This is a genomic window from Pseudomonas sp. 8BK, assembly GCF_902506475.1.
GTDB lineage: Bacteria > Pseudomonadota > Gammaproteobacteria > Pseudomonadales > Pseudomonadaceae > Aquipseudomonas > Aquipseudomonas anguilliseptica.
In genome coordinates, this window is sequence record NZ_LR733252.1 from 3,623,521 (window position 1) to 3,636,710 (window position 13,190).

Genomic DNA, 13,190 nt, shown 5'->3' on the forward strand with positions numbered 1-13,190 from the left:
GCGCGACTACCAAGTAATCAGGCAATCCCGTAGCTCATCAGACGCTCATAACGACGCTTGAGCAGCGCGTCGGTATCGAAGGTCTTGAGCATTTCCAACTGCGTCAACAGCGCCTGACGGATCGACTCAGCCGCTGCAGCCGGGTCGCTGTGCGCGCCACCGAGCGGCTCAGCGATCACCTGGTCAACAATGCCCAGGCCTTTCAGGCGCTCGGCAGTGATACCCATCGCCTCGGCGGCATCCGGAGCCTTTTCTGCGGTTTTCCACAGAATCGAGGCGCAGCCTTCTGGCGAGATCACCGAATAGGTGGAGTACTGCAGCATGTTCAGCTGATCGCACACGCCAATCGCCAAAGCGCCGCCGGAACCACCCTCACCGATTACGGTGGCAATGATCGGGGTTTTCAGGCGCGCCATAACGCGCAGGTTCCAGGCGATGGCTTCACTCTGATTGCGCTCTTCGGCATCGATACCTGGGTAGGCACCCGGGGTGTCGATAAAGGTCAGGATCGGCATCTTGAAGCGCTCAGCCATCTCCATCAGGCGGCACGCCTTGCGGTAGCCCTCCGGACGCGGCATACCGAAGTTGCGGCGCACCTTTTCGCGAATCTCACGGCCTTTCTGGTGACCGATAACCATCACCGGCTCGCCGTCCAGACGGGCAACTCCGCCCACCAGGGCCGCGTCGTCAGAGAAGTGGCGATCGCCATGCAGCTCATCGAACTCGGTAAAGATGTGCTGCAGGTAATCTAGGGTGTAAGGACGGCGTGGGTGGCGCGCCAGCTGGGCGATCTGCCAGCTGCTCAAATTGCCGAAAATAGTTTCGGTCAGCGAGCTGCTCTTGTCCTGCAGGCGGGCGATTTCATCGTTGATGTTCAACGAGTTGTCGTTACCGACCAGGCGAAGCTCTTCGATCTTGGCTTGCAGGTCGGCGATCGGCTGTTCGAAATCGAGAAAATTCGGGTTCATAGTCATCCGTCTTGCGTCGACGGCCAAGTGGCCGGGAGCTGTATCCGTTATCGCGCCCTACCTTATAGCAGCAGGCGCATTCAGGTCGACACCCGGTTCTGTACGAAAGCCTTCAATACAGAACCCGCTGGGTATCACAACCAACCGGCGAAGCCTGAGCCTCGCAAATCAGCGGTAGTGCAAAAAGACGTTGTCGCGGCCGAACTGGTCACGCAATGCCTGAATCAGGCTATCGGCCGGCTCAATGCGCCAGCCCTCGCCAAACTGCAATTGCGCCTTGGCATCGCTGCCGCTGTAGTCGACGGTGATCGGGCAAGCGCCACGATGGCGGCCACACAGCTCGGCCAACCAGCGCAGACGGTCGCCCTGCAGGGCACTGCTGGCAACTTTCAAACGCAGGCTATCAGCCAGGCCGGTACGCGCCTCTTCCAGGCTCATCACCCGCTTGGCACGCAAACGCAGGCCACCGGAGAAATCGTCATTGCTCACCTCGCCTTCGACCACCACCAGGGCGTCGGTCTGCAGCAGAGCTTGAGCACTGTTGAACGCCTCGGCGAACAAGGAGGCCTCGATCCGCCCGGAACGGTCGTCCAGGGTGATAAAGCCCATCTTGTCGCCCTTCTTGTTCTTCATCACCCGCAGATTGACCACCAGGCCGGCAATCGTCTGATCGCCGCGTGCGGCTTTCAGGTCGACGATGCGCTGACGGGCAAAGCGCCGCACTTCGCCTTCGTACTCATCAATAGGGTGACCGGTCAGGTACAGACCCAGGGTGTCTTTTTCACCCTTGAGGCGCTCTTTCAGCGTCAGTTCGCGAGCACGCAGGTGATTGAGGTAGACATCTGCCTCAGCATCGGCAAACACCCCACCGAACAGGTCCATATGGCCACTGTCATGGCTACGTGCAGTCTGTTCAGCCGCTTGCACCGCCTCTTCCATGGCAGCCAGCAGCACCGCGCGGTTGCGGTCGATATTGGCTTTATAGGCTTTCAGCTCTTCATGGAAATGCGGCCCGAGACGATCCAGTGCACCGCTGCGTATCAGCGCTTCCAAAGTTCGCTTGTTGATGCGTTTGAGGTCGACGCGCGAGCAGAAGTCGAACAGATCTTTGAACGCTCCTTCTTGACGCGCTTCGACGATAGCCTCCACCGGCCCCTCACCGACGCCTTTGATCGCGCCCAGGCCGTAGACGATCCAGCCTTCGTGGTTAACCGTGAACTTGAATTCGGAGATATTCACATCAGGCGCATCGAGGCGCAGCTTCATGCTGCGGCACTCCTCGATCAGGGTCACAACCTTGTCGGTGTTGTGCATATCCGCCGAGAGCACCGCGGCCATAAAGGGCGCCGGATAGTGGGCCTTGAGCCAGGCGGTCTGGTAGGAAACCAGGCCGTAGGCGGCGGAGTGCGATTTGTTGAAGCCGTAACCGGCGAACTTCTCCACCAGGTCAAAGATGTTACCCGCGAGATCGGCATCGATACCGTTATTGGCGCACCCTTCGATAAAGCCGCCGCGCTGCTTGGCCATCTCCTCGGGCTTTTTCTTACCCATGGCGCGACGCAGCATGTCCGCACCACCGAGGGTGTAGCCGGCCATCACCTGGGCGATCTGCATCACCTGCTCCTGATACAGGATGATGCCGTAGGTGGGTTTGAGCACCGGTTCCAGACCCGCGTACTGATAGTCCTGATGCGGATAGGAAATCGGCTCGCGACCGTGCTTACGGTTGATAAAGTCGTCCACCATGCCCGACTGCAACGGCCCCGGCCGGAACAGCGCCACCAGAGCGATCATGTCTTCCAGGCAGTCCGGCTTGAGCTTCTTGATCAGCTCCTTCATGCCACGCGATTCGAGCTGGAACACCGCGGTGGTTTCGGCCTTCTGCAGCATGGCGTAGGTCGGTTTATCGTCCAGCGGGATAAAGTCGATATTGACCAGATCCTGCTCGGCCACCCCCTGACGCCGCTGATCGCGGTGGATGGTTTCCATCGCCCACTTGATGATGGTCAGGGTACGCAGACCGAGGAAGTCGAACTTGACCAGACCGGCCTGCTCCACATCGTCCTTGTCGAACTGGGTGACCAGACCGCCGCCCTCGTCATCGCAGGCAATTGGCGAGAAATCGGTGAGCTTGGTCGGCGCGATCACCACGCCACCGGCATGCTTGCCGGTACCGCGGCAGATGCCTTCGAGCTTGAGCGACATTTCCCAGATTTCCCGGGCATCCTCGTCGACCTTGAGGAAATCGCGCAGCGGCTCCTCCATCTCGTAGGCTTTTTCCAGGGTCATGCCGACTTCGAAGGGAATCATCTTCGACAGCCGGTCGGCCAGGCCGTAGGACTTGCCCTGGGCCCGCGCCACGTCGCGCACCACCGCCTTGGCCGCCATGGTGCCGAAGGTGATGATCTGACTCACCGCATTGCGGCCGTATTTCTCGGCCACGTAATCGATCACCCGGTCACGGCCGTCCATGCAGAAGTCGACGTCGAAGTCGGGCATGGAGACCCGCTCCGGGTTGAGGAAGCGTTCGAACAGTAGGTCATAGGCCAGCGGATCGAGGTCGGTAATCTTCTGCACGTAGGCCACCAGCGAACCGGCGCCCGACCCACGACCAGGACCTACCGGCACGCCGTTGTTCTTCGCCCACTTGATAAAGTCCATTACGATCAGGAAATAACCGGGGAAGCCCATCTGGATGATGATATCCAGCTCGAAATTCAGCCGATCGATATAGACCTGGCGCTTCTCTTCGTAATTCGGTGTGGTCTCCTTCGGCCAGAGCACTGCCAGGCGCTCCTCCAGCCCCTCGAAGGAGACCTGCCGAAAGTATTCGTCCATGGTCATGCCCGCCGGCACGGGGAAGTCCGGCAGGAAGTATTTGCCCAGCTGCACTTCGATATTGCAGCGTTTGGCAATCTCGATGGTGTTTTCCAGCGCTTCCGGCAGATCACTGAACAGCTCGGCCATTTCCTCCGGCGTCTTCAGGTACTGCTGATCGGAATAAGTGCGCAGGCGGCGCGGGTCATCCAGACTGCGGCCTTCGCCGATACACACGCGGGTTTCGTGTGCGGCGAAATCGTCCTGCTTGATAAAGCGCACATCGTTGGTTGCTACCAGTGGCGCGCCAACCTTGTCAGCCAAGGCCACCGCAGCGTGCAGATACTCTTCATCGTTAACCCGGTTGGTACGCTGCACTTCCAGGTAGAAACGCTCGGGGAACACCGCCATCCACTCGCGCAATACAACTTCGGCCGCCTCAGGCTCGCCATCGAGCAAGGCATGGCCGACTTCACCTTCCTTTGCACCAGAGAGCGCAATCAGGCCCTCGGACGCTTCCTTGACCCAATCACGCTGGATGATCACCAGGTCATTACTCTGCCCTTCGCTCCAGCCGCGCGAAACCAGTTCAGTGAGATTGCGGTAGCCCTTGGCGTTCATTGCCAGCAAAGTCATGCGGCTCAGCGGGCCATCTTCATCGGCACTGGCCAGCCAGATGTCGGCACCGCAAATCGGCTTGATGCCGCCGCCCATGGCCGCCTTATAGAACTTCACCAGCGAGCACATATTGCTCATATCGGTAACCGCTACCGCCGGCATTCCGGCTGCCGCCACCGACTTGATCAGTGGCTTGACCCGCACCAGCCCGTCGACCAGGGAAAACTCGGTGTGCAAACGCAGGTGGACGAACGAAGCGGTCATGGCAGTCCTATACAAAACGCAAAAACGACAAGGCAGGGATTGTACAACCGCAGCAGCGCGCGACAAGCGCTACCGGGCACAGGATAACGAGGGAACTCCAGAAGCGTTGTATCAGTCGTCCAACAACGCACGTACCGGGCCAAACGAGCGCCGGTGAATAGGGGTCGGCCCCAGTCGCCGCAGCGCTTCAAGGTGTACCGGCGTCGGATAGCCTTTATGGCCGGCGATGCCGTAACCGGGGTATTGCTGATCCAGTAGCTGCATTTCGCGATCACGACTGACCTTGGCCAGGATCGACGCCGCAGCAATCGCCGGCACCTGACTGTCACCCTTGACCACAGCTGCGCTGGGCACCTGCAGTTTCGGGCAGCGATTGCCATCAATCAGCGCCAGCTTGGGCGTGACGCTCAAGCCCTCGACCGCGCGCTGCATGGCCAACATGGTGGCCTGGAGAATATTCAGCTGGTCGATTTCCTCGACCTCGGCGCGAGCAATGCACCAGGCCAGGGCTTTTTCGCGAATTTCGTCGAAGAGTTTTTCACGACGCGTTTCGGTCAGTTTTTTCGAATCGTTTAGACCGAGAATCGGCCGTGCCGGATCGAGAATCACCGCCGCCGTAACAACGGCGCCGCAGAGCGGGCCACGGCCGACTTCATCAACGCCAGCCACCAACTCCTGCACCAGGGTGAAATCCAGCCCTAACTGCATCAGCCGCGCCCTGTCAGTTGCAGCACGGCCTTGGCAGCCTGCGCCGACGCGTCACGGCGCAGTGCGCGGTGAATCACATCAAAGCCCTCGGTCTGCACCTCGCCGCCGTCCAGCAATGGTGCCAGCAATTGGGCCAAGGCATCCGGTGTGGCGGCATCCTGAATCATTTCCGGCACCAGCAAACGCTCGGCCAGCAGATTCGGCAGGGAAATATAAGCACTGGTGACCAGGCGCTTGAGAATGCGATAGGTCAATGGCGCAACCTTGTAGGCCACCACCATCGGCCGCTTGTACAACAGGGCCTCAAGGGTCGCCGTGCCGGATGCAATCAAGACGGCATCGCACGCTGCCAGCGCCTCATGGGAGCGGCCATTGAGCAAGGTCAGCGGCAGATCGCGACCCACCAGCATCTGCTCAATCTGCGCACGACGCTCCGGGCTGGAGCACGGCAGAACAAACTGGATACCGGGGCGCAAAGTACGCAAGCGCACCGCCGCATCGAGAAACAAGCTGCCCAGGCGCGAGACCTCGCCACCACGACTGCCCGGCAACAGGGCCACTACCGACTGATCATGCGATAAGTGCAGCGCATCACGGGCCGCAGCACGATCCGCCTGCTGCGGAATGGTATCGGCCAACGGATGGCCGACAAAACGCACCGGCACTTGATGATCCTGATAAAACTGCGCCTCGAACGGGAACAGGGTCAACATCAGGTCGCAGGCTTCGCGAATCTTCAGCACGCGCTTCTGCCGCCAGGCCCAAACCGAAGGGCTGACGTAATGCACAGTCTTGATCCCAGCCTGACGCAGCTTGAGCTCCAGGGTAAGGTTGAAATCCGGCGCATCGATACCGATAAACACGTCCGGTTTGGCCGCTATCAGGGTATTGATCAGTCGCTTGCGCCGTGACAGCAACTCAGGCAGACGGCCAAGCACCTCGACCAGCCCCATTACCGACAGACGCTCCATCGGAAAATAGGAATTCAGCCCCTGGGCCTGCATCAGCGGGCCACCGATACCGATAAATTCGATCTGTGGGTATTGGGCTTTGAGGGCCTGCATCAGGCCCGCACCAAGAATATCGCCAGACGCCTCGCCAGCGACCAGCGCGACACGCATCAGGTCAGTCATAAATTATCGGGTAATGCCGCGGCTTGAAGCCTGAATGGAATCGCGGAAGATCGCGACTTCGGGGAACTCTGCGGACGACTCAGCCAGCTCAGCCATCGCCTGCTCAACCGTAAGGCCCTGGCGATAGACAACCTTGTAGGCACGACGCAAGGCGGCGATCGCCTCAGCACTGAAACCACGACGGCGCATGCCTTCAAAGTTCATGCTGCGCGCTTCGGCCGGGTTGCCGAACACGGTGACGAACGCAGGTACATCTTTGCCAATCGCCGTGCCCATGCCGGAGAAACTGTGCGCACCGATACGGCAGAACTGATGGACCAGGGTGTAACCAGAGAGAATCGCCCAGTCATCGACCCACACATGTCCGGCCAACGCGGTGTTGTTGACCAAGATGCAATGGTTGCCGATCACGCTGTCATGGCCGATGTGGGCATAGGCCATGATCAGGTTGTGATCACCCAGGGTGGTTTCACTGCGATCCTGCACGGTGCCGCGGTGGATGGTGACGCCCTCGCGGATCACGTTGTGATCGCCAATGACCAGCCGAGTCGCCTCGCCCTGGTACTTGAGATCAGGGGTGTCTTCACCCACCGAGGAAAACTGATAGATGCGGTTGTGTTTACCGATCCGCGTCGGCCCTTTGAGAATCACATGGGGGCCGATCACTGTACCCTCGCCAATTTCGACATCGGCCCCAACTATCGACCAAGGGCCGACGACGACGTCGTCAGCCAACTTGGCACTGGGATCAATGATGGCGCGAGGGTCAATCAAACTCATAGTTTGCGTTCCGCACAGATGATTTCTGCCGAGCAGACTTCCTTGCCGTCGACGCTGGCCTTGCACTCGAACTTCCAGATGCTGCGCTTGCTGCTCAGGTAGCGGGCTTCGAGGATCAGTTGATCACCCGGCACCACTGGTTGGCGAAAGCGTAGCTTGTCGGAGCCGACAAAGTAATACAGGGTGCCATCGGAGGGCTTCAGATCCATCATCTTGAAGCCAAGAATGCCGGCGGCCTGAGCCATGGCCTCGATGATCAGCACGCCCGGCATGATCGGGTGCTCAGGAAAATGCCCGTTGAAGAACGGCTCATTGATGCTGACATTCTTGTAGGCGCGAATTCGCTTGCCTTCAATATCCAGCTCAGCCACCCGGTCCACCAAAAGGAACGGATAGCGGTGCGGCAAGTATTCGCGAATCTGGTTGATGTCCATCATGTGCAGAGAAGCCTGTAAGAGAAAAAAGAGAAGCCGGCAAACACCGGCTCAGGCATCAGATGAAGTGTCGGCAGCTGGGGTCACGGTGGCCAGCAGCTTTTCCAACTGTTGCAGGCGGCGCGCCATGTCATCCAACTGACGAATCCGTGCCGCGCTCTTGCGCCACTCAGCCGCTGGCTGCATGGCGGTGCCCGAAGAATAGGAGCCCGGCTCAGTAATCGAGCGAGTAACCATGGTCATACCGGTGACGAACACGTTGTCGCACACCTCGATGTGCCCAACCATGCCCACACCACCGGCGATCATGCAGTTCTTGCCAATCTTGGTGCTACCGGAAATACCTGCACAACCGGCCATGGCCGTGTTGTCGCCGATCTGCACGTTGTGCGCGATCATGATCTGGTTATCCAGCTTGACCCCATTGCCAATCAACGTGTCCGACAGCGCACCACGGTCGACAGTGGTATTGGCGCCGATCTCGACGTCATCACCGATAGTCACCCCACCGATCTGCGCGATCTTCTGCCAGACGCCTTTCTCGTTGGCAAAGCCGAAGCCCTCACCACCGATCACCGCGCCAGACTGAATCACTACGCGCTTGCCGATCCGCACGTCGTGATACAGCGTCACGCGCGGAGCCAACCAACCGCCCTCACCAATCACCGAACGCGCACCGACAACACACTGTGCGCCGACGGTTACACCAGCAGCGATTTGTGCGCCACTTTCGATCACCGCATAGGCGCCGATACTGGCACTCGCATCAACGTGAGCATCCGCAGCCACCACAGCAGTAGGGTGCACACCAGGCAGTGCCCGGGGTTTGCGGTCAAACAGATGGGAGAGTTCGGCATACGCCAGGTAAGGATTAGCAACGACCAAGGCATTGCCGGCATAACCTTCGGCATCAGCAGCGGTCAACAGCACCGCGCCAGCCTGGCAGCCCGAGAGAAACTTGCGGTACTGCGCATTGGCGAGAAAGCTCAGCTGATCAGCGCCGGCTTCCTGCAAGGTAGCCAAGCCGCTGATCGGCTTATCCGAGGCACCACGCAAGGTGGCGCCCAGACGCTCGGCCAACTGGCCAAGGGTATAAACCGTTGCACTCATGATCAGCGCAGCTGATTCATGCGCTCGATAACCTGGCGGGTGATGTCGAACTGAGGTTTGACATCAATCACCGCGCCGCGCTCCAGCACCAGGTCGAAGTTACCGGTCTTGATTACCTCTTCCACGGCCTTGTCCAGATTGGGCTTGAGCTTCTTCAGCATTTCACGATCCGCTACAGCCTTGGACTCATTCAGCTCCTTGGACTGGAACTGGAAATCACGGGCCTTTTGCTTGAATTCAAGCTCCAGGCGCTCACGCTCAGCGGTCTGCATTTTCTCACCGTCCTTGACCAGGCGGTCCTGAATGCGTTTGGCGTCGCTTTCCAAGGTTTTCAGCTTGTTCAGCTGCGGGCCGAATTTCTTCTCGGCATCCACGGCGTAACGCTTGGCAGCGTCAGATTCCAGCAGCGCCATTTGGTAGTTCAGTACCGCTACTTTCATCTCGGCAAAAGCCGGGGTCGCCAGCAAGGCAACGCTTAACAAAACCAGTTGAGTCAACTTACGCACGATGCAACTCCTGCAAAACTGTTGGTATTCAAAAATCCGACGCTTAGAACGTCTGACCGAGAGAGAACTGGAAAATCTGCGTATCGGCATCATCCGGTTTGAGGATTGGCATGGCCAAGCTGAAGCTCAACGGACCCAGAGCAGTAATCCAGGTCAGGCCGACACCCACGGAGCTGGCCAAGTTGCCTGGATCGATACTGCCGCACTCTTCCTGCGACTTGCCGCAATTGGTGTCGAATACATTACCCACATCCCAGAACAGCGCAGTACGCAGGGAACGCTGATCCTTGACGAACGGCATGGGGAACAGCAACTCAGCGCCACCTTGAATCAGGACGTTACCGCCAAATGGCAGCGGGTCTTGATCCGGATCGAAGGCTGTGCCTGGGTTAGTGCCACGGCTCGGCGTACTACGCGGCCCGAGGCTGCTGTCTTTGAAACCACGTACCGAATTGAAACCACCCGCGTAGTAGTGCTCGTAGAACGGCAGGTCGGAAGTAGAGCCATAGCTCTCGCCGTAACCCAGCTGGGTGTGCAAACGCAGGGTATAGGTGTCACTCAGTGGCTTGAAGACCTGACCACGGTAATCCACCTTGAAGAACGACAGATCACTACCCGGCACTGTGGTTTCGAATACCAGGCTTTGCGAGTGACCGCGATTAGCCAGCACGCCACGGTTTAGAGTCGACTCAGACCAGCCAATGGATGCTTTGAGGTTCAGGTAGCTGTCACCCTCTTCCTCGATAAAGTTAAAAATCTCGTCAACGGTATACACGCCAGTGCCGATGCTGTCGTTCTGGATGGTCAGGCCATAAGTCAGACGCGAAGTATCACTAATTGGATAACCAATGCTGGCACCTGCACCGTAGCTGTCCACCGAATAGCTGGACACATCGGTATTCAGTTCGTCGTAATCGGTTTCACGGAAGAAGGCGTTGTAGCCCAGGCTGACGCCGTCTGGCGTCCAGTAGGGGTCAACAAAACCGAAGTTGTAGTTGCTCTGGTACTCACTACGGGTCAAGCCGACGCTGACCTTGTTACCGGTACCGAGGAAGTTATTCTGGGTAATCGAGCCACCGAGAATCAGGCCGGCATTCTGGGCAAAACCGACGCTGGCTGTGATGGAACCGGAAGCCTGCTCTTCAACGCTGTAGTTGACGTCAACCTGGTCATCGGTGCCCGGCACCTGCGGGGTTTCGACGTTGACTTCCTTGAAGTAGCCCAGACGCTCCAGACGGGTCTTGGACTGGTCAATCAGGTAAGTCGAAGCCCAGCCACCTTCCATCTGTCGCATTTCACGGCGCAGCACTTCGTCTTCCGACTTGGTGTTGCCACGGAAGTTGATGCGATTAACGTATGCACGCTTGCCTGGATCGATTACAAAGGTAATCGACACGGTGCCGTCATCATGGGCTTCTGGCACGCCGTTGACGTTGGCGAAGGTATAACCTTCGTTACCCAGACGACGGGTGATCAGCTCGGACGTGGTGGTCATCACCTTACGCGAGAACACCTGACCTTCCTGAACCAGCAGCAGGGCACGGACTTCTTCTTCCGGCACCTTCAGCTCACCGCTGAGTTTGACCTCACGCACGGTGTACTTCTCGCCTTCGTCGACGTTGACCGTGACATAGACGTGCTTCTTGTCCGGGGTAATGGATACCTGAGTGGAGCTGATATCCATATTGATATAGCCGCGATCAAGGTAATAAGAACGCAGACGTTCCAAGTCACCGGAGAGCTTTTCACGAGCGTACTTGTCATCATTCTTGAAGAAGGACAGCCAATTAGTGGTCTTCAGCTCAAACAGGTCAATCAGGTCCTCATCAGCAAAGACCGAGTTACCTACCACGTTGATGTGCTGAATCGCTGCTACCGAGCCCTCGTTGATATTGATTTTCAGCGCCACACGGTTACGTGGCTGCGGGATCACTTCGGCTTCGATTTCGGCGGAGTAACGCCCTTGGGCAACGTACTGGCGCTGCAACTCGTTACGCACACCTTCAAGGGTGGCGCGCTGGAATATCTCGCCTTCGGCCAGACCGGATTGATTCAGGCCCTTTAGCAGATCTTCGCTGCTGATGGCCTTGTTACCCTCAATCTCGATACTGGAAATCGAAGGACGTTCAACCACAGTAACAACCAGCACATCGCCATCGCGACCGAGCTGGATATCCTGAAAGAAACCGGTTTTGAACAATTCGCGAGTAGCCTCAACCAGTGACCGGTCATCGGCTTGCGCCCCCACATTAAGGGGCAAGGCACCGAATACACTGCCAGCGGAAACACGCTGCAGACCGGTGACCCGGATATCGGAGATGGTGAAGGACTCGGCGTGAACTTCGGTGATCATCAGTGCGGCAAGCACCGCAGGTAGCAGCAGACGTTTCATGAAGTCCTTTCTTATTCCAACTGACAATAAAAAATCTGCCGCTTAGCGCGACACGTCTTGTTCGTACCGAGAGCGTAATTCAACAGTGGCTACAGGCGACCCAAGTCGTTTACCAGGGCCAGCAACATCACCCCGATGACCAAACTGATGCCGATCTGCATCCCCCAACCCTGTATCCGTTCCGACAGCGGGCGACCACGCACCCACTCGACCAGATAAAAAAGCAGATGCCCCCCATCCAGCACGGGGATAGGCAACAAATTAAGAACCCCCAGACTAATGCTCAAGTAGGCGAGAAATTTAAGAAAATCACTCAAACCTGACTCAGCAGAAGCGCCCGCCACTTTAGCAATGGTTATCGGCCCGCTCAAGTTTTTTACCGAGAGCTCACCAAACAGCATTTTCTTCAGGGAATTAAGGGTCAGAACGCTCATTGTCCAGGTGTTTTTGGCACCTTCTGCAATGGCTTCTAACGGGCCATAGCTGACTTCACGCAGCATCTCAGGCGGCCATTCGCCGCCCGCCACGCCAGCACCTAGATAACCGCTAAGGGTCTTGCCCTCACCACGCGCTGCGAGGGTCAGCGGCACACCCAGCTGCTGACCTTGGCGCTCCACTTGCAAGCTGATCTTTTTACCCGGCAAGCCACGGATCTGATCCACCAACTGCTGCCAATCAGCCAGAGGCTGACCATCAAGCGCAAGCAGACGATCGCCGACTTGTAACCCCGCAGCAAACGCCGGGCCTTCAGGATCTAGCTGCGCCAGGATCGGCGGCAGTGCAGGGCGCCAAGGACGAATTCCTAATGAGGCGATAGGGTCCGGCTCATCGGCACCGCGCAGCCAGTTATCCAGCACGACCTGCCGAGGACTGTCGACCGAGGAACCCGGCTCGCGCACCGCGAGATCCAGCCGACCACTTTCACCCAACCGGCTGACCAGCTGCAGATTCACTGCAGCCCAGCCGGTGGTGGGCTCGCCATCAATCGCGACAATCTCCTGCCCAGCCTGCAAACCCGCAATCTCAGCCAGACTGCCCGCCTCGACCGCACCAATAACCGGGCGCACCTGCTGACTGCCCAGCATCGCGACAACCCAGAAAAATAGAAGAGCGAGGAGGAAATTCGCCACCGGACCGGCCGCGACAATGGCAATACGCTGCTGGACCGACTTGCGATTGAACGACTGATTGAGCAGCTCCGGCGGCACATCACCTTCGCGCTCATCGAGCATTTTCACATAGCCACCCAGAGGGATGGCGGCCACAACAAATTCAGTACCTTGGCGGTCATGCCAACGCAGCAACGGGCTACCAAAACCGACAGAGAACCGCAGCACCTTGACGCCACAGCGACGGGCGACCCAGAAGTGCCCATATTCGTGAATGGTTACCAGCACACCCAAAGCGACCAGGGTGCCAACCAGCATATAAAGCGCACTCATCAGACTTCTCCGCGTCGG

10 protein-coding genes are annotated in these 13,190 nt (G+C 58.3%); all 10 read right to left on the reverse strand.

What is annotated here, in order from left to right:
- Positions 1 to 17: 17 nt before the first annotated feature.
- On the reverse strand, positions 18 to 968 hold the full coding sequence (locus tag ACIN8IBEIGE_RS16935; RefSeq protein ID WP_160015682.1) for an acetyl-CoA carboxylase carboxyltransferase subunit alpha: 951 nt from the start codon (positions 966 to 968) through the stop codon (positions 18 to 20).
- A gap of 168 nt (positions 969 to 1,136) precedes the next feature.
- The gene (dnaE, locus tag ACIN8IBEIGE_RS16940; protein WP_160015683.1) at positions 1,137 to 4,667 is read right to left on the reverse strand and encodes a DNA polymerase III subunit alpha; all 3,531 of its coding nucleotides are present in this window, start codon (positions 4,665 to 4,667) and stop codon (positions 1,137 to 1,139) included.
- Between the two features lie 111 nt (positions 4,668 to 4,778).
- The gene (gene rnhB, locus ACIN8IBEIGE_RS16945; RefSeq protein ID WP_160015684.1) at positions 4,779 to 5,375 is read right to left on the reverse strand and encodes a ribonuclease HII; all 597 of its coding nucleotides are present in this window, start codon (positions 5,373 to 5,375) and stop codon (positions 4,779 to 4,781) included.
- Complete coding sequence (gene lpxB / locus ACIN8IBEIGE_RS16950; protein WP_160015685.1) at positions 5,375 to 6,508, reverse strand: lipid-A-disaccharide synthase; 1,134 nt, start codon at positions 6,506 to 6,508, stop codon at positions 5,375 to 5,377. Before lpxB ends, rnhB begins: the two co-directional genes overlap by 1 nt.
- Positions 6,509 to 6,511: 3 nt before the next feature.
- Positions 6,512 to 7,288, reverse strand: coding sequence for an acyl-ACP--UDP-N-acetylglucosamine O-acyltransferase (gene lpxA / locus ACIN8IBEIGE_RS16955; protein ID WP_160015686.1), 777 nt, complete (start codon positions 7,286 to 7,288; stop codon positions 6,512 to 6,514).
- Positions 7,285 to 7,725, reverse strand: coding sequence for a 3-hydroxyacyl-ACP dehydratase FabZ (gene fabZ / locus ACIN8IBEIGE_RS16960; RefSeq protein ID WP_160015687.1), 441 nt, complete (start codon positions 7,723 to 7,725; stop codon positions 7,285 to 7,287). The genes lpxA and fabZ overlap by 4 nt, the downstream gene beginning before the upstream one ends.
- Before the next feature lie 48 nt (positions 7,726 to 7,773).
- Positions 7,774 to 8,835 (reverse strand): UDP-3-O-(3-hydroxymyristoyl)glucosamine N-acyltransferase, encoded by a 1,062-nt coding sequence (gene lpxD / locus ACIN8IBEIGE_RS16965; protein WP_160016412.1) that lies wholly within the window; start codon positions 8,833 to 8,835, stop codon positions 7,774 to 7,776.
- Entirely contained in the window at positions 8,835 to 9,338 is a 504-nt protein-coding gene (locus ACIN8IBEIGE_RS16970) for an OmpH family outer membrane protein (protein ID WP_090248384.1), read from the reverse strand. The genes lpxD and ACIN8IBEIGE_RS16970 overlap by 1 nt, the downstream gene beginning before the upstream one ends.
- A 43-nt stretch (positions 9,339 to 9,381) precedes the next feature.
- Complete coding sequence (gene bamA / locus ACIN8IBEIGE_RS16975) at positions 9,382 to 11,730, reverse strand: outer membrane protein assembly factor BamA (protein WP_160015688.1); 2,349 nt, start codon at positions 11,728 to 11,730, stop codon at positions 9,382 to 9,384.
- Positions 11,731 to 11,819: 89 nt separating this feature from the next.
- Positions 11,820 to 13,172 (reverse strand): sigma E protease regulator RseP, encoded by a 1,353-nt coding sequence (gene rseP / locus ACIN8IBEIGE_RS16980; protein WP_160015689.1) that lies wholly within the window; start codon positions 13,170 to 13,172, stop codon positions 11,820 to 11,822.
- Positions 13,173 to 13,190: the final 18 nt, after the last annotated feature.

What these genes read in the sequence shown, in the direction of transcription:
- ACIN8IBEIGE_RS16935 (WP_160015682.1), bottom strand. Translation starts at nt 968, where the DNA reads ATGAACCCGAATTTTCTCGATTTCGAACAGCCGATCGCCGACCTGCAA.
- dnaE (WP_160015683.1), bottom strand. Translation starts at nt 4,667, where the DNA reads ATGACCGCTTCGTTCGTCCACCTGCGTTTGCACACCGAGTTTTCCCTG.
- rnhB (WP_160015684.1), bottom strand. Translation starts at nt 5,375, where the DNA reads ATGCAGTTAGGGCTGGATTTCACCCTGGTGCAGGAGTTGGTGGCTGGC.
- lpxB (WP_160015685.1), bottom strand. Translation starts at nt 6,508, where the DNA reads ATGACTGACCTGATGCGTGTCGCGCTGGTCGCTGGCGAGGCGTCTGGC.
- lpxA (WP_160015686.1), bottom strand. Translation starts at nt 7,288, where the DNA reads ATGAGTTTGATTGACCCTCGCGCCATCATTGATCCCAGTGCCAAGTTG.
- fabZ (WP_160015687.1), bottom strand. Translation starts at nt 7,725, where the DNA reads ATGATGGACATCAACCAGATTCGCGAATACTTGCCGCACCGCTATCCG.
- bamA (WP_160015688.1), bottom strand. Translation starts at nt 11,730, where the DNA reads ATGAAACGTCTGCTGCTACCTGCGGTGCTTGCCGCACTGATGATCACC.
- rseP (WP_160015689.1), bottom strand. Translation starts at nt 13,172, where the DNA reads ATGAGTGCGCTTTATATGCTGGTTGGCACCCTGGTCGCTTTGGGTGTG.